Consider the following 18,566-nt stretch of genomic DNA (forward strand, 5'->3'; position numbering starts at 1 on the left):
TATGATGGAGGTAAAATATGGAACTCTTAATAGCACGAGAGATACTATTAAATGAATATTTTTTAGAAGAAGCCTTATCTAGATTTATTTGCCCAACATGTAAACAAAGTCTTTTACAAATAATGAAAGATTATTTTAAATATCGATTAAATAAATATGGTCTTTTATCTTGTGAGTATAGTGATGTTTATGACGCTGATAAGCCTATAGGAATTTTTAGTTGCTTACTAATATGTTCTGATCTTCAATGCCAAGAAACAGTAAGCTGCTGTGGAAATTTTATATATCAACAATTAGAATATACTAGAGGTAATGTGAATGACATAACTGAATTTTCTCCTAAATACTTTTACCCTCATTTACGTTTATTTAAAATTCCTGAGCTATGCCCTACAAATGTTAAACAAGCAATTGAAGAATCTTTTGCTACTTTTTTCTCATCAATAACAGCAACAACGAATAGTATTCGGATATCGATAGAAGCGTTATTAAGAGAGCATGCAATTTTTTCTAAAGATGAAAATGGTAAATTTGTTCCTTTACATCGTAGGATAGAGAGTATTCCTGAAACCTCAGAACTGTATTTATTTAAAGAGCAATTATTAACTTTGAAATATATGGGTAATGATGGCAGCCATAGTGAATCAACAGTAGAGAAAGAAGATATTGTTGATGCATATGAAGTGCTGAGTGATGTTTTAGACAAGTTATATTTGGAAAAAAAAGATGTGAGTATAACTATCAAAAAATTAAATGATGAATTTAGCAAAAAATAATAATTTTAAAGTATTTTTATGAAAAAATGCCCTGTAAGTTTTGTATGGAAGAAATGATTTTATGTCTACTCACAAAACAGGCGTTGTTATATCCCCCAAACATTATAAAAATTGGTGCGCTGAATATGTTAGCGATTCAACCGATACAGGGGGAATCTATGTTGTTCTTCATCATACTGATCATTGGAAACCAGTTACGTTTTGGGGACTAACTCTGAATGAAATGGAACAGGCTTTAAGAGATCAGAATATTACTATTCTTTGGGAGGGCGAACATACGATCTCTTCATTTTTGAGTAGCGACAATTTAACAAAGAAATTTGCTAAAAAAATTATAGAGAATTTTTACACTCGAACTGAAGCAACGATGACTTTCAATCTGACCCAACTGGAGTTTGACTTTGAATCTTCGTTAGCCATAGTTTCATATTATGTTGAACAAGAAACCTATCCCGATATTGTTTTTTCTTTCGAACAATTAGAAGTTTTATTATTGGAATATCTAACCCAATAATATACTGTAAGAGTATGCTTATGTTTGAGATGCTAATGTCTGAGTAGAGTATCAAAAGACTTTGATTGATCCTTTAATCTACAATAAAATCTATAAAAAACTGATATTTAATAGAATCTGTAATATTTTATTTAAATTATACCAAGCGTTTGACATTATACAACTATTAAGGAGTTAATAGTAAAAATGTGGTTGAGAACAATTATTGTATCTATATTCCTTTTCCTAATAATGCCCTTCCAAACATACGCAGGGGAACCAATGAAAATTCTTATCAGCACGGATGATGGTCAACACTCTATCAATGTGACTTTGGACAATAATCCAACGGCTCGAGATTTTTATCATCAATTACCAATGGACTTAATGTTAGTAGACTATGGGGATAAAGAAAAAGTTTCAGAACTACCTAAAAAATTGACTCAGGAAAATGCGCCTAAGGGCCATAAACCCCTCAAAGGGCAGTTGGCATATTTTGCACCTTGGAATAATTTTGTGATTTATCGTGAAGATGCGTCTTTCTATCCAGGAATTATTTATCTTGGTAAAATCGAAACGGGTTTTTCATTCGTTGATGAAGCAGGAAAAATCAAAGTACATATTAAATCCGTTCCATGACTTATTTTATCTAAACGTGTTGGTATTTCTTTTTGTAGTTTTTTAGTTTTAACAGAGGCAAGTAGCATAGTTAGGATTTTAGAATTACTATGCTTATTTTCTGCAATATATTGATGTAGATATTTATTACCTGATTTAATTAATTTTTGAACGATTTTAAGATCATTATAATGGTTTTCAAAAGTTATCATTTACTCTTCTAAACGATAATGGTCTTCTGCTGTTTGTTCATTCGTGTCTTGTGTGAATATATATAATTCTAAGTGATCTTCTGTGTTTATTGCAAATAAATAGATGGTTTCTCCACAAGTAAAATATTCTTTTCTAATCTTTCTTTTTTAATATAAGATTGCCCAAGGAGAAATGCTGTTTGATTCTCAATCATTGGAATCTCTGAATCGTAATGTTTCCATTTCGGAGGGCGGCGTAGGCAACGAATTTTTTTGACATTGAACATATCACCACAGATGCTACTACTTAAGATATTATCTCCATTAATAGTGCAATAAAAAGTAATTTTACTACTAGTAAGTTGGGCTAGGATTGAACTATATTTCTGGTTTTTATCAGTTTCTATGATTAGGAAATTGACATACCACGTTTCTATTCCATCATAAATTTTACCAGTTGGGATTTTAGCTCCAAATATTTGGATCGTACGCTTTGAACTGATTCCTAAGGTCGTCGCTTCTTCTTTTGTGATTTCCATTGTTCCTAATAGAATGGATGGATTGCCTTTGACACTTGGAGTATTTTCGATCCTCTGTTGATTCATCTATTTTACCGATAAGATTTACTGTGCGCTTATAGCAAATTAATTATTTTGTAATTGTTGACCATGATTGTAAAATATAATTTTGTTTTTATTTTTGTGTACTTATCACACACAGATAAAATTAATTTATGTCAAGACCATTGTTTAGTTGATTTTATATCATCATATAGATATTTATAATCTTTAAATATACTATATATAGACAATTAACCATTTCATTGAACAATTTATGGTGTATGGTTAGGGATATAAAGAGTCCCTAAACCGTTAATCTTGTTTTACGAGGATATGAGACGTGAGCCCTGTTGATGTACTTGAAAGAAAGCCCTCTGCAACTACAAAAGATAAAGTTGAACAACCAAAGTTTGATTTTACTGATGCGTTGGCAGGAAATGTTCAACTTTATGGACGGTATCAGGTAAAACTCGATCATTCTCGTGATAATTTATTGACACCTTTTGGTAAAGCCACATTGGATGATCGCTATTTAATGGAAGGCGAGTCATACCAAGATTTATTTGCTCGCGTTGCCTCTTATTATGGCAGTGACGCAGGTCACGCTCAACGTATCTATGACTATATGTCTCAACATTGGTTTATGCCAGCAACGCCAGTATTATCGAATGGCGGAACGTCTCGTGGGTTGCCAATTTCTTGTTTCTTGAATGAAGCTGAAGATAGTCTCAAAGGGATTGTCGAGCTTTGGAACGAAAATGTTTGGTTAGCCTCCAGAGGTGGTGGGATTGGTTCTTATTGGGGCAATTTGCGTTCGATTGGCGAGAATGTAAAACGCAATGGTAAAACGTCTGGGGTCATTCCTTTTATTCGTGTGATGGATAGTTTGACATTGGCGATCAGCCAAGGTTCATTACGCCGTGGTTCAGCTGCTGTATATTTACCTGTTTGGCATCCTGAAATTGAAGAATTTATTGAGTTACGCCGACCTACGGGGGGTGATCCTAATCGTAAAGCTTTGAATTTGCATCATGGTATATTGGTTTCTGATGCTTTTATGCGTGCAGTAGAGAAGAATGAAGAGTGGGCACTGTTATCCCCAAAAGATCAGTCAGTGATTCGTAAGATTTCAGCACGTTCTTTATGGATTAGAATATTAACGACTCGTATCGAACAGGGTGAGCCATATATTGTTTATTCAGATACGGTTAATAATGCTCGTCCAGAACATCATAAATTAGCTGGACTTGAAGTAAAAACATCGAATCTTTGTGCAGAAATTACATTACCAACAGGGATTGACCATAAGGGAGAGGAAAGAACAGCGGTTTGTTGTTTATCTTCTTTGAATCTTGAATATTGGGATCAATGGCATCAGAATCCTCAATTTATCCCTGATGTGATGTTGTTCTTGGATAATGTATTACAAGATTTTATCGATAATGCACCTGATGAAATGGCTCGTGCGCGTTATGCTGCCTCTCGTGAGCGTTCGGTTGGGATGGGCGTGATGGGTTTCCATTCGTTTTTGCAAGCGAAAAAGATCCCGTTCGAAAGTGTAATGGCTAAGGTATGGAATAAGAAAATGTTCCAACACATTCGCCAACAAGCTGACAAGGCTTCTGTGATGCTGGCTGAAGAGCGTGGAGCTTGCCCAGATGCAGAGGATTACGGCATTAACGAGCGTTTTTCAAATAAAATGGCTATTGCCCCAACGGCTTCTATTTCGATTATCGCTGGAAATGCCAGCCCAGGAATAGAACCGATCAATGCTAATGTATTTTTACAAAAAACATTATCAGGGTCTTTTACGGTGCGTAACCGTCATCTGCGTACATTGTTGCAAAATAAAGGGCAAGATACAGACGAAGTTTGGTCTTCTATTACTCTGAATAAAGGCAGTGTCCAGCATTTAGAGTTTTTAACTCAAGATGAAAAAGATGTGTTTAAAACAGCAATCGAGTTAGATCAACGTTGGATTATTGAGCATGCCGCGGATCGTTCACCATTTATCTGTCAATCTCAGTCAATTAACTTGTTTGTTCCAGCAGATATTCATAAGCGAGATTTGCATCAGATTCATTATCAGGCATGGAAAAAAGGGGTAAAATCTTTATATTATTGCCGTTCTTTGTCGTTACAGCGAGCAGATGATGTCAGTAACGTTGCAGTGAAAGCGGATATTTTATCACCAATTACGCTCTCAACACCTATTGACAATACAACAACCGCTGATTATGAAGAATGTCTATCCTGCCAATAATATTTAACTCTTTATAATTTTATAAAAACTCCTTATCCTATTTAAAGATAAGGGGTTTTATTTTGGGTTTAACTGTTGGTTGTTATTAAATAATATAATATAAATATATTTTAAGGAGGTTAATATAAATTACTAGAAATAGGCAGGGTTAATACATTAATTGCATATATATTTAATATTATTCTCCTTAATCACAATAATAATGGCATATTCTATTTGGGTGATGTGGTCTTCTGGTAAATTTGAGCGGCAATTTTACTCTTATTTTTCTAAAAATTGTAATAAGCGCAACTTTTGTATTGTTGAGTTACATAAAATAACTAATTTTAAATGGGATCATGCTTATATTTTTACAAAAAAAAGTAAAAATCTTATTCAACAAATTATAAAAAAAGAATTCTCAATATCTTCTAAAAAATTAGAAATAATTTTTATTAAAAATGATAAAGTTATTGCCACGGGTGTGTTTGATTTATTTGATGATTTTAATGTAGCTGATCGTCCAAAGAACTATCTTAATATAAGATTTATAACTTATCAAAGTGATCTTCAATCTTCTCAAAATAGAATTAAAAACACTTATTCTGAAGTATCATATTACGATTTACAGCCTAATAATGATAAATTAGCGGTGAATTACAACGATCTTAATATATCGGGAACAATGATGTCATGGGGATACAATGTGTCTCCAACAAATATACAGTAAATACATTTAATAGAAGACGAGAGTCAATGAAGTGAGTGAATATAATCTCACTAGAATAGAAAAGGATATAAGATGACTGTTATTCCACAATTAATCTTGAACGACGGCACAAAGATTCCCGCTGTCGGATTTGGTACTTATAAACTAAATGGTAGGCAAGGTGCCAAAGATATTGTCAGAGCCATTCATAATGGATATCACTTTTTAGATTCTGCATTTAATTATGAAAATGAAGGTGCAGTGGGCGAGGCAGTTTGTCAATGTGGTCTATCTCGAGACAAAATTCAAATTACTTCGAAATTACCAGGTCGTCGTCAACAGTATGGTCAAGCATTGGTGACTATCGAAGAATCTTTATATAGAGCTCGGTTAGATTATTATGATTTTTACTTAATCCATTGGCCTAATCCACTGACAGGGCATTATGTAGAAGCGTGGCAAGCTTTGATTGAGGCGCGTAAAAGGGGGATGATTAAATCAATTGGTGTTTGTAATTTTTTACCTGAACATTTAGATAATCTTGTGAAAGAAACAGGCGTAACACCTTGTATGAATCAAATAGAGTTGCATCCATATTTTTCTCAAGAAAAGCAGAGGGCTTATAATAAGAAGTTGGGAATTGTTACTCAGTCATGGAGTCCAATTGGCAGAGCAAATAATATGTTGCAAAACCCGGTAATTCAAGAGATTGCTGATCGATATCAAAGATCCATTGCACAGGTTATTTTACGTTGGCATGTTCAATTGGGGGCAATGCCCATTCCAAAAGCAACATCTGATGAAAGACAAAAAGAGAATTTGTCTTTGTTTGACTTTGAATTATCTCAGGCAGATATCGATAAAATAAAAGAATTAGATAAGCCCGATGGGCGTTTAAAGGATCAAGATCCTTCACGTTATGAAGAATTCTAACAATAGTTAAACTTATGAAAGAGGTTAATCATTCAACCTCTTTTTTTATGAGAAATATTAAAAGTATTAAGAATCTAGAATCATATCTTCAAAAGCATCTTCCCATGTGCCTTGGGTCGCAGCACGGCTATATTCTGTAGAGCGATTTTCAAAGAAATTCGTATGCTCAACCGCATTAAGCATTTCATCCATCCAAGGTAATGGATTTTTATCAATATCATAAAGCGTATCAACGCCCAGTTGGGTCAAACGGCGATTAGCAATAAAACGGATATATTGTTTAACAGTTTCAGCGTCTAGTCCTTCTATATCACCCATTTCAAAAGCAAGATCAATAAAAGCATCTTCATGTTCAACAATCGTTGCGCAAATATCGCGTAGCTCTTGTTGGAATTCTGGTGTCCATAAAGAAGGGTTTTCTTGAATAAAGGTGCGGAATAATTTTATAACAGATAAACAATGCAAAGTTTCATCACGAACAGACCATGAAATAATTTGTCCCATTCCTTTAAGCTTATTAAAACGTGGGAAGTTCATTAAAATTGCAAAAGTCGCAAATAGTTGTAATCCTTCGGTAAATGCTCCAAAAACAGCCATTGTTTTGGCAATTTCATATGGATTATCTACTGTGAAATTTTGCATATAGTCATATTTATCTTTCATTTCTTTATAATTTAAGAATGCAGAATATTCGACTTCTGGCATTCCTATGGTGTCTAAAAGATAACTATAGGCAGCAATATGAATGGTCTCGATATTTGAAAAGGCAGAAAGCATCATCAGGACTTCGATAGGTTTGAAAACCTGACTGTAATACTTCATATACACATTATTTACCTCAACATCTGATTGGGTAAAAAATCTAAAAAGTTGAGTAATTAAATGTCTTTCTGATTCGGTGAGCTTTTTATGCCAATCCTTGACATCTTCAGCCAAAGGAACTTCTTCTGGGATCCAGTGAAGACGTTGTTGCGTTGACCATGCATCGTATGCCCATGGATAATGAAATGGCTTATAAACGGGGTTATATGTCATTAGATTATGAGTTTTTTCATTACCTTTAGTATCGTTATTCAACGAACGTCTCCTTTGTTTAATTTTTGGGTTATTGATGTTATTGAGTTATCAAAAAACCTTAAAACAGCATTTTATGCATATATAATTATTGTGATAAGTTTTAATGCAATGATGATAAATATTGTATATATTGTGTATAAAAAAATGTAAACATACTATATATAGTTTTTTTGAAATATAAGATATCGTGTTTTTTGTGACATGCGCAAACACGTATATGTATTTTTATATGTTAACAAAATAATTATTATTGAAATGTTTGATCTAACAATTTTATTTTAGTGCGTTTTAAGGAAGTAAGCAAAGCATTTGTCCATCTCTAAGGATATGATTGGCTTGGGTGGTAAAATCACCATTTTCATTGTGTAAAATCATACCTGGAGAAATCTGGCTTCCCCCCGTAGATCCCATACGCCCTTGTAATAAAATGATTCGAGAAGAGCGATTCAGTTTTGGCCATAATGGAAATAAAACGATAGATCCTAGTTTATACTGATTCATGATCGCGCTGGCCTCAACATATAAAGAGGCAGAGAGAGCAAGGGTTAACGTGCCGCCTTGGCGTAACGGTCGGCTCAGCGCATAGATCCATTCTGCAAGACAATCTTTTGGGAGTCTTTTTGCCAAATCTTTTTGCAGATCAGGAGAAGGAAAGCTATTATGGGCATGCCAAGGAGGATTGGCAAAGACATGATCGACGTGTTCTTGTCCTTTGGATAGAAAATCAAAAGGACGCTTTGGGAGTTTTGGAAGGGTTACTTCAACAACCTTAAGGCTATTCATATGGTTAAGTTGAAAATTTTCATTTGCCAATGTAAGCATTTTTGGATTTTGTTCAAAACCAATGCCTGTAATATTTGGAACACGATAGTTCAGGCACATTAATCCAGCCCCCGCGCCACAACCGCCTTCAATAATGGTTTGACCAGGTTTTGCAGGAATAGATGCGGCCATTAAAATGGGTTCAAGTGCCGTTCTATATCCTTCTTGATATTGTCGATAGAAAATCTTTCCTCCGAGAAGTGTTCCATCAGATGTTTTTTTTGATTTATGGTGTATAAAAGAGGACGAAGATGATAGCGATTGCATAAACCATGAACCAAAAAGATGTTTCGACAAAATAAATTATATACTAACTTAATAATAAGTGAGGTGTTAAAGATAAAAATGTTCTATAGTCTTGTTTTTGGATTGAATAAGAATATTTAAAGTTTTACACATAGTTGGTTGGAATTGAAAGTAACAATTCTATAAAAAGATAGAAGAGTAAGAAGCCCATCTCAATGGATAAAAAAGAACCCTTACAAAGATTATTAGATTACTTAGACGAAGATATGACGCTTTGTAATCGTGTCATTATGGATAGAATGCAAAGCTCTGTAGAATTAGTTTCACAGTTAGCTGCGCATCTTATTGTTGCTGGGGGCAAGCGATTACGCCCTTTACTAACGTTGGCTTCAGCTCGGTTATGTGGATACGAATACAGCCCTGATGATGTGATGCCTCGTCATGTCCGTTTGGCAACGTGTATTGAATTTTTACACACCGCAACTTTACTACATGATGATGTGGTTGATGAAAGCTTGTTGCGACGTGGGGCAGAAAGTGCCAATGTCGTATTTGGGAATGCAGCTTCTGTGTTAGGGGGGGATTTTTTATTTTCCCGCGCTTTCCAGATTATGACAGAAGATGGATCATTGGAAGTCATGCGCATTATTTCCCAAGCTTCTGCGACGATTGCAGAAGGGGAATTGTTGCAAATGACGATACAAAATGATTTATCGACATCTATCGTTCGATATTATGAAGTCATCTATGGTAAAACTGCTGCTCTTTTTGCCGCTTCTTGTCGCGTTGGGGCAATTGTTGCTGAACGGTCTTTAAAAGAAGAAGAAGCCTTAGAAGCATACGGTCTCAATTTAGGAATGGCTTTTCAACTTGTGGATGATGCGTTGGATTATTCAGCAAATCAAGAAGAGTTAGGTAAGACAGTTGGTGATGATTTCCGTGAGGGAAAAATTACTTATCCTATCTTGATTGCTTATCAACAAGCAGATGCAGAAGAAAAGAAATTTTGGGAACGAGTTATTGAAGCTTGCGATCAAAACGAAGATGATTTGAAACATGCTCTGTTCTTAATTCATAAACATCAAGCTCTAGAGGCAACGTTGCAAGAGGCCATGAATTTTGCCAACAAGGCATGTGATGCTATTCGTTTTTTTCCTGAAGGAGAACTACACAGCTTATTTGAGGATATTGCTCGATATACTGTTAATCGTCACTTTTAAGATTCGAAATGTGATAAGTCTGTATAACCCATTGTTAATATTTGTGTTAACAAAGCCTTATCTTCAGTGGGTAAGGCAGTATAATAAAAATTATTCTTTCGTGGAATGTTATTGTTAGGTAAATGATTGCTCTGCAACATGATGTCTAAAGCATGTTTTGCCACAGCATTTGCAGGGTCTAGCCACTGAATATGACGAGGCGATAACGCTTGTAGATGAGGTAAGACAAAAGTGTAATGAGTGCATCCTAAACAAACAGTGTCGATTTGGTCTGCTGATGGCATCTGTAATAATGCATTAATTTCTTTTTGAATATCTTCTGAATTATATGCCTCTTGTCTAAAAACGCGTTCAGCAATTTGTGCCAAAGTCGGTGAGCCATATCCAATCAGTTGACAATCTGCTGCAAATTGTTCTTTTAAACTTGTAAGATAAGGTCTTCTCACGGTGGCACGCGTTGCTAATAGCCCAATATGCTTAGATTGACTGATCCTAGCAGCCCAACGAATGGGTGGAACGCAGCCGACGAAGGATGTATTTGGGTAATGTTCTCTCAGAGCCTGTAGGGCAATTGTACTGGCTGTATTGCAGGCAATAATTACCAGGTCAGGCTCTAACCGATCAATTGCAATACCAATTAAATTGATAATTCTTTGAATTAAAAAATTATCTTCTTGCTCGCCATAAGGGAAGATTAAATTATCTTCCAAATAATCGATCGATAAATTAAAAGAAGTGTTTTGAAGCTGCTGTTGGAGGCTTTGGACAATACCAAGCCCCCCAATACCAGAATCAAATGCAAGGATATGATAGGTCATTTGTATGACAAAGATTTATGAACTATAAACGTGCTTTTTTATAAGCTAATGCTTCTTGTTCATTGCTGACACCACCATGTTTGGCAGACCAAGCACAAGGATCTTCTAAGAAGCGTCTGATTTCAGAAGTGTCTCCATTTGAAAAATATGGATATTCAGAGCTTACTTCTAAAATATCCCACCATGTGCAAAGTGAATGAAGCGTAATACCCATTTCACTTAACGTTTGATAGGCACTGGTAAATACGCCATAAAAAAAGACAACAAAGGCATGGTCTACGATTGCACCTGCATCGCGTAATGCTTTGGCAAAACCGATTTTAGACATGCCATCTGTGGTTAAATCTTCAACCAACAAAGTGCGCATATTTTCTGGCACATCGCCTTCAATTTGTGCATTACGTCCGAATCCTTTAGGTTTCTTACGCACATACGCCATCGGTGTCATCATGCGATCTGCAAACCATGCAGCAAAAGGAATCCCCGCCGTTTCACCACCAACCACAGCATCAAAAGATTCGTATCCGACATGGCGACAAATTTTCTCTACACCTAATTCAATAATTTTTGCTCTGGCTCTGGGAAAGAAAATAATCTTGCGGCAATCAATATAAACAGGAGACTTCCAACCTGCAGTCAGAAGATAAGGATCATTTGGGCGATAATTAACAGCTTTGATTTCTAGTAATAATCTTGCTGTAATTAATGCAGCATCACGATCCCACTCGGTCATACGAGGAGAACGAGGTTGTTTTCTGGTAGAAGCAGTTGTTGTTTGAGACATAATAAGTTCGTGTCCTGTTTTAAAATCTTACTTGTGATGTTCAATCTTATATATATGGTTTTTTATAAAAAATCAGTAAATATCGTGTTAAAAATGTCAAAAGTCCCAAGAAATCATCAACAGTTTATTATAAAGTGACTTTACTTAGATGGTATTGCTTCTTATTCTTAACTTTTTGTTAATAAATTAGGAATCGCTGATGACTATTCTGGCAAATAATATACAACGTCGATGTGAACGCTCTGTTATTACAGCTTATCAAGAGTTAAAATCAGCAGGGGTGGATGAGGTTCAAGTGTTCAAGAGCTGCACAAATTTGTATAGAATCTATCATCCCGAATCGTCTATTACAGAAGCGCGTTTGTTGGTTTCTGAATGGATCGATCATTATTTTTATAATGTATCAGACGGTGGAACTCGTGGATGTAATTGTGCCGAAGCTTCAGGAAATTTAAAACACTAAATTTCCTGAATATTATTTTAGTTTGAATTATTTTGAGTTTTTAAGATCGCGTTCTGTTGGGCCAGTATATAGCTGGCGAGGGCGGTAGATTCTGCGTAAAGGATCGTTAAACGCTTCTTTCCATTGGCTGACCCAGCCGACTGTACGAGCAACCGCAAATAGTGCAGTAAACATCGTTTCTGGAATGCCCATTGCTTTGAAAATAATGCCAGAATAAAAATCCACGTTTGGATATAATTTACGTTTTACAAAATATTCATCTTGTAGAGCGTATTTTTCTAATTCCATTGCAAGCTCTAATAATGGATCATCGGTTCCTAATTCGCGAAGTACTTCATCACACGTTTTTTTCATGATTTGTGCTCGTGGATCGAAGTTTTTATAGACACGATGTCCAAAGCCCATTAAGCGCACATCACTATTTTTATCTTTGACTTGGGCGATGTAGTCAGGAATATTTTCTTTCGTGCCAATGGTATGAAGCATTTTTAGAACAGCTTCGTTGGCACCACCATGAGCAGGTCCCCACAAAGCCGCAATACCCGCAGCAATACATGCAAAAGGATGAGCCCCCGTAGAACCTGTAAGTCTTACGGTAGAAGTCGATGCATTCTGTTCATGATCGGCATGTAAAATCAGAATAAGATCTAATGCTCGACTAAGAATAGGATTAACTTTGTAAGGAGCATCTGGACGAGCAAAAAGCATATTTAGGAAGTTTTCTGAATATGAATAATCTGCTCTAGGGTAAACAAAGGGTTCACCACGAGAATATTTGTAAGCCCATGCAGCGATTGTCGGAATTTTGGCAATAAGGTGAACGGCCGCAATATCACGACTTTCTTCATTTGATGTATCTGTACCTTCTGGATAGAAAGCAGACAAACCAGCAACCGTTCCGCAAAGGATGGACATTGGGTGGGCATCACGACGAAAGCCGTTGAAGAAGTTACGGATTTGTTCATGTAGTAACGATTTTTCTTCTAGGCGATTGACGAATTCATTATATTCATGACGCGTAGGTAAATTTCCATATAAAAGTAAGTAAGCTACTTCTGGAAAACTTGATTTTTCAGCGAGTTGTGTAATAGGGTAACCTCTGTAAAGTAGAGTACCTTTCTCTCCATCAATGTAAGTGATTTTACTTTCGCAAGACGCTGTTGTTCCAAGGCCTGGATCGAATGTAAATAAATTGAGGTCTTTTTGTAGGTTGCGTATATCAATAACATTATTGCCGTTAGTCCCCGATAAAACGGGCAATACTGAGCTTTGCCCTTTATAAGTAATGGTTACAGAACCTTCATCTTGGGGTGGGCTAAAAGATGGAGCGGTTGGCGTGGTTTGAGTCATACACTTACTCCTAAGTAAAATATTAAAGTTATTAAGACTGATTTATTAAAAATATTATAACAAAAAATGAAACATATCTTGTCACGTCTATGCGAGGCGTGCAAGTTTTATGGATGATAAGAGGACAACAATCCTTGATGCCAGTTGATTTCAGACCAATTTTCACAATAGAAATGAATTTCTACAAGCGCACATTTAGGAAGGGATCTAGATAGAGAATCTTGCAGCACGCTTTGATGTAACGGATTAATAGAAAGTAAATCATAAGCAAATTGATGTAGTCCAGGATTGTGCCCGATGATTAGCGCTGATTTCCCATGGGTGATTTGTTGTGTACAAGCTAATAAAATTTCAGGATCACAAAGATACAGATTATTATCAGTAATAATCTGTGATTTATCGATAGTTATATCTAAGTAGCTTAGTGTTTCAGCGGTTCGTTTGGCAGCACTACATAAGATCGTATCGATAAGAGGAGTTTTATTTTTGAGTAGCGTTCCTTTTTCAATCGCTTGTTGCTGTCCTTTTTTGGTCAAAGGGCGATCAAAATCAGTATTAGCGTGATCGCTTGCTTTAGCATGTCTTAGGATAAAAAGAGTTAAATAAGAGGATGTAGGCATTATTTACTATCTTTTTGTTCGGCAATGGCTTTGTGATGTTGAATCACTTCTTTAATAATAAAATTTAAAAATTTCTCAGCAAAGTCAGGATTCAATCGTGCGGATTGCGCCATCTCACGTAAACGTGCAATTTGTCTTGCCTCTCTTTGCGCGTCTGCAGGGGGAAGGTTATGAGTTGCTTTGAGTTCTCCAACTGTTTGAGTCAAACGAAAACGTTCTGCTAGGATATGAATTAAAGCATTATCAATATTATCAATACTGAGACGAAGATTTTGTAATTGTTCTAAAGCATCTGCAGAAGAAGGAGAGCTCATTATATATGATCCTTTTTAAATAAAAATAATGATATTTATAAAGTAATATCAACCCATGATAAATGCCCGCCTTTGCTGGCGCCTGTATCCATAAATATTGCTGTGCCACCAGCATATCCTTTGCGTACCCAAGGTCTACCATCGGTTGAACGGCAATCATGACCACAATATAAAGTATATCCTTCGGGAATATGATTAACCCATTTTAATTTGCGTACAGGATATCCACTTTTATAAAGTTTATTGCTGGTTTCCCCGTACAAAGCTCTAGATAAAAGAGGATTAATTTGTGCCAATGGGTTTAGAGGTGGTTGTTCTGTAAGCATTCTTGTGTGAAAGCCTGCGTGAACGAAAATGAGTTTTTTAAGAACAATCCAAGCTGGAGCCTGTTCTAAGGCATGGATAATTTTTCCGGGTAGCTCTTTATCATGATGGCTGTTAATTTGTTCAATTGTCTCATTCAAGGCATTATCTATACGAGGCTTATGCCCTTTAAGAACGAGCCCTAGTTTGCGATCATGATTTCCAATAAGAAATAATCCTCTTTTTTCTTCGATGACTTTTAACATCAAAGCCATGACTTTGCCGCTTTCTGCGCCGTAATCAACCAAATCGCCTAATTGTATAATAAAATGATTTGTATGTACGGCGTGCTTAAAGGCGTGCCAATCACCGTGCACGTCTCCAATAATACGCAAAGATTTAGGGTTCGATGAAAACAAACTAGACATAAGAAAGTATTTTAAACATAAAGTACAAAATTTGCATCATATATTTCATAAAAGGAATCTCTTGAATATGCGCTCACGGTGTTTTGTGCTGCGTACGTACAGTTTTTTATCTCTTTTTGAGGGCAAAGCGGGTTATATTGTTTCAATTACAATTAATAAGAGGGCATTATGAATCAAGATAAGCGTATTCATCATACTGGATTACAACGTAAGATATGTAGTGCAGAGGATGCTGCACAATGGATTAAGCATGGTGATTTAGTGGGGGTTAGTGGTTTTACAGGCTCAGGTTATCCTAAGGCTGTTCCAGGTGCTTTGGCTCAGCGCATAAAAGAATCTCATAATAAAGGTGAAGAGTTCAAAATTAAAGTGCTGACGGGTGCTTCAACTGGTCCTCAAATGGATGGTGTTCTCGCAGAAGTCAATGGTGTTTCTTATCGGTCATCTTTTAATACAGACCCAAAAATGCGTGAGCGTATTAACAATGGTGATACAACCTATTTTGATATGCATTTGGGTCAGGTTGCTCCTTTTTATCGTAGCGGTGCAATCGGTGATATGGATGTTGCAATTATTGAATTGTCAAGCGTTCGTGCAGACGGCACATTGATTGCTTCGTCGGCAGTTGGGAATAACCAGCTTTGGTTAAATAGTGCTAAAAAAGTTATTTTAGAAGTTAATTCATGGCAACCCGAAGAACTAGACGGAATGCACGACATTTGGGAAGTTTCCACCAATTATCCGCAGGATATTATCCCTATTCGTACTCCATCAGATCGTATTGGTGTTGATTATATGACGGTTGATCTTGAGAAGGTGGTTGCTATTGTAGAAACCGATATGTCTGATCGTAATACTCCGTTTAGCCCACCTGATGATAATGCGCGTATGATCGCAGGTCATTTGATGGAATTCTTAAAAGATGAAAAAAAGAAAGGTCGAATTCCGGAAAAATTCTTACCATTACAATCAGGGGTTGGAAATGTTGCCAATGCTGTGATGGAAGCGTTAAGTCAAGGAGATTTTGAAAATCTGACAGCCTATACCGAGGTGATCCAAGATGGGATGTTAGCAATGTTGGAAAGTGGAAAAATGAGTGTTGCTTCAGCGACTTCGTTTTCACTTAGCCCTGAGAAAGTACAGTATTTTAATGATAACATCAGTAAGTTCCGCGATAAAATTATTCTGAGACCTCAAGAAATTAGCAATCATCCTGAAGTCATACGCCGTCTTGGGTGTATTGCGATGAATGCTGCTATTGAAATTGATATTTTTGGTAATGTTAATTCAACCCATATTATGGGTACGCGCATGATGAATGGGATTGGTGGGTCTGGTGATTTCGCACGAAACTCTAAACTTACAATTTTTATGACACCATCTTTGGCTAAAAATGGTGCAATTTCTGCAATTGTTCCGATGGTTTCTAGAGTAGATCATGCCTCTATGGATATTCATGCCGTAGTGACAGAATATGGGTTGGCTGATCTGCGAGGGCTTGCTCCGAAACAACGTGCAGAATTATTAATTGAAAAATGTGCACATCCAAACTTTAGACCTTTATTAAGAGAATATTTCAAAAAAGGTTTAGATAATGGTTCGATGTATACACCGCATTATTTAAAAGAAGCTCTTTCTTGGCATGAGCGTTTTGTTGCTACGGGTAGCATGCTGCCGAAGTAAATTTAAATCTTTTAACTCCGTCTGTTGATATTATTGTAGTGATTGACCAGAATGTTGCAAAACGGACGGGTTTAGATGTTAGAGCTGGCAAGGTTACATATAATAACCTTGCAGTTTAAAATTATCAGTAACTCTTATACTGTACAGGTCTGAAATGATCACGATTATACGCAAGTTGTTCCGGTGATAATTGAAAACCAATAAACAGCTCATATCCATCTGGTTGTCTATCGGCTGTTGCTGGGATTTTGAGTAATATTTTATCAGATTTTAAAGTAACTTGATCGATGTTATCTGGAAATTGTACATTTGCAACAAATTGCTGTTTATCTATAATCTCGCCGTTTTTAATCATCGTAATAAAGTATGGAATTTGATAGCGACGTTCTTGTGCTGCAGGACCACGTTTGACTTGAATGACGACATTCATCGTTGTATCGATTTTATCGGTATACGCTTTTTTTCGTTTTTTCTTCTCTTTATTATCTTCGTTTTTAGGATCATCTATACAATTTCCTTCGGCTCCTAAGATACTTGCTTTGGTTACCAGATGAGCAAGATCATTTGTATTATTTGAAAATTGATAGGCATCAGAGGCAGAGGAAAGAACCGTCACCTTGGGACAAGCAGGTGGGAAATCATATGTTTCTTTTGCATTACATCCTAAGAGGAAAAGGCTGGCACTTATTGGAACAAACAAAGTGTTTAATACTGGTTTTTGAAGAATGTTTAAAAGAATCATATTTTTACTGCCATGATAGTATATTGATTAAGAACAATGATGTTTGCATAACATAAAGCAAAATGATTAAATGTGGAATATACTGTATATTTAAATTCTTAATGTGAAATGGTATCTTGCCTACCGATCAAACTATAAATATATAGTATATACATTAATTATTTATTTGGAAAAGTCATGCCTAGTCAAAATTTAGAATCCTCTGCGACAGATTCTCGTGCATTAAAAGTCTTATTGGCTGGACCACGTGGTTTTTGTGCGGGTGTAGATCGTGCCATTCGTGTGGTGGAAGAAGCATTGCGCAGGTATGGTGCTCCTGTTTACGTGCGTCATGAAATTGTTCATAATCGTACTGTTGTTGAAGATTTAGAAAAACAAGGTGCTATCTTTGTAGAAGAACTTGATGAAGTTCCACAGGATGCGCATGTTGTATTTTCAGCTCATGGTGTGCCTAAAACGGTGCCACTAGAGGCGGAACGTCGTAATTTGCTTTATCTTGATGCAACCTGTCCGTTGGTTTCCAAAGTGCATAGAGAAGCAGAACGCCATTTTGCAAATGGTGGAGAAAACTCTCGTCATATTTTGATGATTGGACATGCTGGGCATCCTGAAGTTGTCGGCACAATGGGGCAATTACCTGCTGGTGCAGTAACGTTAATTAAAGATGCAGATGAAGCGAGAACGGTTCAACCAGAGAACCCAGAAAGATTAGCATTTATAACGCAAACAACACTTTCTGTTGATGATACTGCTGAGATTGTAGCAATTCTTCGTGATCGCTTTCCTCAGATCGAAGGCCCTAAACGTGAAGATATTTGTTATGCAACTACGAATCGCCAAGAAGCTGTAAAAAGAATAGCGCCAGAATGTGATTTGGTACTGGTGATTGGCTCGCCTAATTCTTCTAACTCACAACGTCTGCGTGAAGTTGCAGAACGCTCTGGAGCACCAAAAGCATTATTGATTCCTAAATTGGAAAATTTAGAATGGGATGCTCTGGATGGGGTTAATGTATTAGGGATTACAGCGGGTGCTTCTGCGCCAGAGACGTTGGTGCAAGAAATCATTGAAGCCTTGTCGGATAGATTCAGTCTTGATATTGAAGAGCGTATTGTTAAAGAAGAACACGTTACCTTCAGTTTACCAGCACCACTAGGATAATTAGGGAATTATA

20 protein-coding genes are annotated in these 18,566 nt (G+C 36.3%); 10 read left to right on the plus strand and 10 right to left on the minus strand.

Annotation, left to right across the window (positions count from 1 at the left end):
* The first annotated feature begins 17 nt into the window (after nucleotides 1-17).
* The 3 genes from PQG52_RS00665 (at nucleotide 18) to PQG52_RS00675 (ending at nucleotide 1,908) form a co-directional block, all read left to right on the plus strand.
* Complete coding sequence (locus tag PQG52_RS00665; RefSeq protein WP_271827446.1) at nucleotides 18-776, plus strand: DUF4145 domain-containing protein; 759 nt, start codon at nucleotides 18-20, stop codon at nucleotides 774-776.
* A 61-nt stretch (nucleotides 777-837) separates the two neighbouring features.
* Nucleotides 838-1,290, plus strand: a complete 453-nt coding sequence (locus PQG52_RS00670; protein ID WP_271827447.1) for a hypothetical protein — start codon at nucleotides 838-840, stop codon at nucleotides 1,288-1,290.
* Nucleotides 1,291-1,551: 261 nt separating this feature from the next.
* On the plus strand, nucleotides 1,552-1,908 hold the full coding sequence (locus PQG52_RS00675) for a cyclophilin-like fold protein (RefSeq protein ID WP_271827448.1): 357 nt from the start codon (nucleotides 1,552-1,554) through the stop codon (nucleotides 1,906-1,908).
* A gap of 277 nt (nucleotides 1,909-2,185) precedes the next feature.
* On the opposite strand, the gene PQG52_RS00680 is transcribed toward PQG52_RS00675, so the two are convergent.
* Nucleotides 2,186-2,683, minus strand: a complete 498-nt coding sequence (locus PQG52_RS00680; RefSeq protein ID WP_271827449.1) for a hypothetical protein — start codon at nucleotides 2,681-2,683, stop codon at nucleotides 2,186-2,188.
* A 295-nt stretch (nucleotides 2,684-2,978) separates the two neighbouring features.
* Between PQG52_RS00680 and PQG52_RS00685 the strand changes: the two genes are divergently transcribed.
* The 3 genes from PQG52_RS00685 (at nucleotide 2,979) to PQG52_RS00695 (ending at nucleotide 6,522) form a co-directional block, all read left to right on the plus strand.
* Nucleotides 2,979-4,901, plus strand: a complete 1,923-nt coding sequence (locus tag PQG52_RS00685; RefSeq protein WP_271827450.1) for a ribonucleoside-diphosphate reductase subunit alpha — start codon at nucleotides 2,979-2,981, stop codon at nucleotides 4,899-4,901.
* 220 nt (nucleotides 4,902-5,121) lie between these two features.
* Nucleotides 5,122-5,610, plus strand: a complete 489-nt coding sequence (locus PQG52_RS00690; RefSeq protein ID WP_271827451.1) for a hypothetical protein — start codon at nucleotides 5,122-5,124, stop codon at nucleotides 5,608-5,610.
* A 72-nt stretch (nucleotides 5,611-5,682) separates the two neighbouring features.
* On the plus strand, nucleotides 5,683-6,522 hold the full coding sequence (locus PQG52_RS00695; RefSeq protein ID WP_271827452.1) for an aldo/keto reductase: 840 nt from the start codon (nucleotides 5,683-5,685) through the stop codon (nucleotides 6,520-6,522).
* A gap of 66 nt (nucleotides 6,523-6,588) precedes the next feature.
* On the opposite strand, the gene PQG52_RS00700 is transcribed toward PQG52_RS00695, so the two are convergent.
* Nucleotides 6,589-7,557 (minus strand): ribonucleotide-diphosphate reductase subunit beta, encoded by a 969-nt coding sequence (locus PQG52_RS00700; RefSeq protein WP_271828152.1) that lies wholly within the window; start codon nucleotides 7,555-7,557, stop codon nucleotides 6,589-6,591.
* A gap of 330 nt (nucleotides 7,558-7,887) precedes the next feature.
* Nucleotides 7,888-8,688: a tRNA1(Val) (adenine(37)-N6)-methyltransferase gene (locus PQG52_RS00705; RefSeq protein ID WP_271827453.1), complete on the minus strand. Its 801-nt coding sequence runs from the start codon at nucleotides 8,686-8,688 to the stop codon at nucleotides 7,888-7,890.
* A gap of 194 nt (nucleotides 8,689-8,882) precedes the next feature.
* Between PQG52_RS00705 and PQG52_RS00710 the strand changes: the two genes are divergently transcribed.
* Complete coding sequence (locus PQG52_RS00710) at nucleotides 8,883-9,887, plus strand: polyprenyl synthetase family protein (protein WP_271789378.1); 1,005 nt, start codon at nucleotides 8,883-8,885, stop codon at nucleotides 9,885-9,887.
* Here the strand turns inward: PQG52_RS00710 and murI are convergent.
* Together murI and PQG52_RS00720 are read right to left on the minus strand one after the other, a co-directional pair.
* On the minus strand, nucleotides 9,884-10,705 hold the full coding sequence (gene murI, locus PQG52_RS00715) for a glutamate racemase (RefSeq protein ID WP_271827454.1): 822 nt from the start codon (nucleotides 10,703-10,705) through the stop codon (nucleotides 9,884-9,886). The two genes, PQG52_RS00710 and murI, sit on opposite strands and share 4 nt — an antisense overlap.
* Before the next feature lie 22 nt (nucleotides 10,706-10,727).
* Nucleotides 10,728-11,489, minus strand: a complete 762-nt coding sequence (locus PQG52_RS00720) for an orotate phosphoribosyltransferase (protein WP_271789376.1) — start codon at nucleotides 11,487-11,489, stop codon at nucleotides 10,728-10,730.
* A 199-nt stretch (nucleotides 11,490-11,688) separates the two neighbouring features.
* Between PQG52_RS00720 and PQG52_RS00725 the strand changes: the two genes are divergently transcribed.
* The gene (locus PQG52_RS00725) at nucleotides 11,689-11,952 is read left to right on the plus strand and encodes a hypothetical protein (protein WP_271789375.1); all 264 of its coding nucleotides are present in this window, start codon (nucleotides 11,689-11,691) and stop codon (nucleotides 11,950-11,952) included.
* 27 nt (nucleotides 11,953-11,979) lie between these two features.
* On the opposite strand, the gene PQG52_RS00730 is transcribed toward PQG52_RS00725, so the two are convergent.
* The 4 genes from PQG52_RS00730 to PQG52_RS00745 all read right to left on the minus strand — a co-directional run bounded on the left by PQG52_RS00730 (nucleotide 11,980) and on the right by PQG52_RS00745 (nucleotide 14,967).
* Nucleotides 11,980-13,302: a citrate synthase gene (locus tag PQG52_RS00730; RefSeq protein ID WP_271789374.1), complete on the minus strand. Its 1,323-nt coding sequence runs from the start codon at nucleotides 13,300-13,302 to the stop codon at nucleotides 11,980-11,982.
* Between the two features lie 107 nt (nucleotides 13,303-13,409).
* Nucleotides 13,410-13,922 carry a SixA phosphatase family protein gene (locus PQG52_RS00735; RefSeq protein WP_271827455.1) on the minus strand — a complete coding sequence of 171 codons (513 nt, stop codon included), beginning with the start codon at nucleotides 13,920-13,922 and terminating at the stop codon, nucleotides 13,410-13,412.
* A complete protein-coding gene (locus PQG52_RS00740) occupies nucleotides 13,922-14,236 on the minus strand; it encodes a chorismate mutase (protein WP_271789372.1) in 315 nt (104 codons plus the stop codon). The genes PQG52_RS00735 and PQG52_RS00740 overlap by 1 nt, the downstream gene beginning before the upstream one ends.
* Nucleotides 14,237-14,271: 35 nt before the next feature.
* On the minus strand, nucleotides 14,272-14,967 hold the full coding sequence (locus PQG52_RS00745) for a metallophosphoesterase (RefSeq protein ID WP_271827456.1): 696 nt from the start codon (nucleotides 14,965-14,967) through the stop codon (nucleotides 14,272-14,274).
* A gap of 168 nt (nucleotides 14,968-15,135) precedes the next feature.
* Here PQG52_RS00745 and PQG52_RS00750 point away from each other — a divergent pair, with 168 nt between their 5' ends.
* A complete protein-coding gene (locus tag PQG52_RS00750; protein WP_271827457.1) occupies nucleotides 15,136-16,650 on the plus strand; it encodes an acetyl-CoA hydrolase/transferase family protein in 1,515 nt (504 codons plus the stop codon).
* 124 nt (nucleotides 16,651-16,774) lie between these two features.
* On the opposite strand, the gene PQG52_RS00755 is transcribed toward PQG52_RS00750, so the two are convergent.
* Nucleotides 16,775-17,392, minus strand: a complete 618-nt coding sequence (locus tag PQG52_RS00755; protein WP_271789369.1) for a hypothetical protein — start codon at nucleotides 17,390-17,392, stop codon at nucleotides 16,775-16,777.
* Nucleotides 17,393-17,569: 177 nt separating this feature from the next.
* Between PQG52_RS00755 and ispH the strand changes: the two genes are divergently transcribed.
* Nucleotides 17,570-18,553 (plus strand): 4-hydroxy-3-methylbut-2-enyl diphosphate reductase, encoded by a 984-nt coding sequence (ispH, locus tag PQG52_RS00760; protein ID WP_271827458.1) that lies wholly within the window; start codon nucleotides 17,570-17,572, stop codon nucleotides 18,551-18,553.
* The last annotated feature ends 13 nt before the right edge of the window (nucleotides 18,554-18,566 follow it).

It is taken from the genome of Commensalibacter communis, assembly GCF_947179105.1.
Lineage (GTDB): Bacteria > Pseudomonadota > Alphaproteobacteria > Acetobacterales > Acetobacteraceae > Commensalibacter > Commensalibacter communis.

Bases quoted from the DNA above. Each gene is read 5' to 3' on its own strand.
- PQG52_RS00665 (WP_271827446.1), top strand. From the start codon at position 18: ATGGAACTCTTAATAGCACGAGAGATACTATTAAATGAATATTTTTTA.
- PQG52_RS00670 (WP_271827447.1), top strand. From the start codon at position 838: ATGTCTACTCACAAAACAGGCGTTGTTATATCCCCCAAACATTATAAA.
- PQG52_RS00675 (WP_271827448.1), top strand. From the start codon at position 1,552: ATGAAAATTCTTATCAGCACGGATGATGGTCAACACTCTATCAATGTG.
- PQG52_RS00680 (WP_271827449.1), bottom strand. From the start codon at position 2,683: ATGAATCAACAGAGGATCGAAAATACTCCAAGTGTCAAAGGCAATCCA.
- PQG52_RS00695 (WP_271827452.1), top strand. From the start codon at position 5,683: ATGACTGTTATTCCACAATTAATCTTGAACGACGGCACAAAGATTCCC.
- PQG52_RS00700 (WP_271828152.1), bottom strand. From the start codon at position 7,557: ATGACATATAACCCCGTTTATAAGCCATTTCATTATCCATGGGCATAC.
- PQG52_RS00705 (WP_271827453.1), bottom strand. From the start codon at position 8,688: ATGCAATCGCTATCATCTTCGTCCTCTTTTATACACCATAAATCAAAA.
- PQG52_RS00710 (WP_271789378.1), top strand. From the start codon at position 8,883: ATGGATAAAAAAGAACCCTTACAAAGATTATTAGATTACTTAGACGAA.
- murI (WP_271827454.1), bottom strand. From the start codon at position 10,705: ATGACCTATCATATCCTTGCATTTGATTCTGGTATTGGGGGGCTTGGT.
- PQG52_RS00720 (WP_271789376.1), bottom strand. From the start codon at position 11,489: ATGTCTCAAACAACAACTGCTTCTACCAGAAAACAACCTCGTTCTCCT.
- PQG52_RS00725 (WP_271789375.1), top strand. From the start codon at position 11,689: ATGACTATTCTGGCAAATAATATACAACGTCGATGTGAACGCTCTGTT.
- PQG52_RS00730 (WP_271789374.1), bottom strand. From the start codon at position 13,302: ATGACTCAAACCACGCCAACCGCTCCATCTTTTAGCCCACCCCAAGAT.
- PQG52_RS00735 (WP_271827455.1), bottom strand. From the start codon at position 13,922: ATGCCTACATCCTCTTATTTAACTCTTTTTATCCTAAGACATGCTAAA.
- PQG52_RS00740 (WP_271789372.1), bottom strand. From the start codon at position 14,236: ATGAGCTCTCCTTCTTCTGCAGATGCTTTAGAACAATTACAAAATCTT.
- PQG52_RS00745 (WP_271827456.1), bottom strand. From the start codon at position 14,967: ATGTCTAGTTTGTTTTCATCGAACCCTAAATCTTTGCGTATTATTGGA.
- PQG52_RS00750 (WP_271827457.1), top strand. From the start codon at position 15,136: ATGAATCAAGATAAGCGTATTCATCATACTGGATTACAACGTAAGATA.
- PQG52_RS00755 (WP_271789369.1), bottom strand. From the start codon at position 17,392: ATGATTCTTTTAAACATTCTTCAAAAACCAGTATTAAACACTTTGTTT.
- ispH (WP_271827458.1), top strand. From the start codon at position 17,570: ATGCCTAGTCAAAATTTAGAATCCTCTGCGACAGATTCTCGTGCATTA.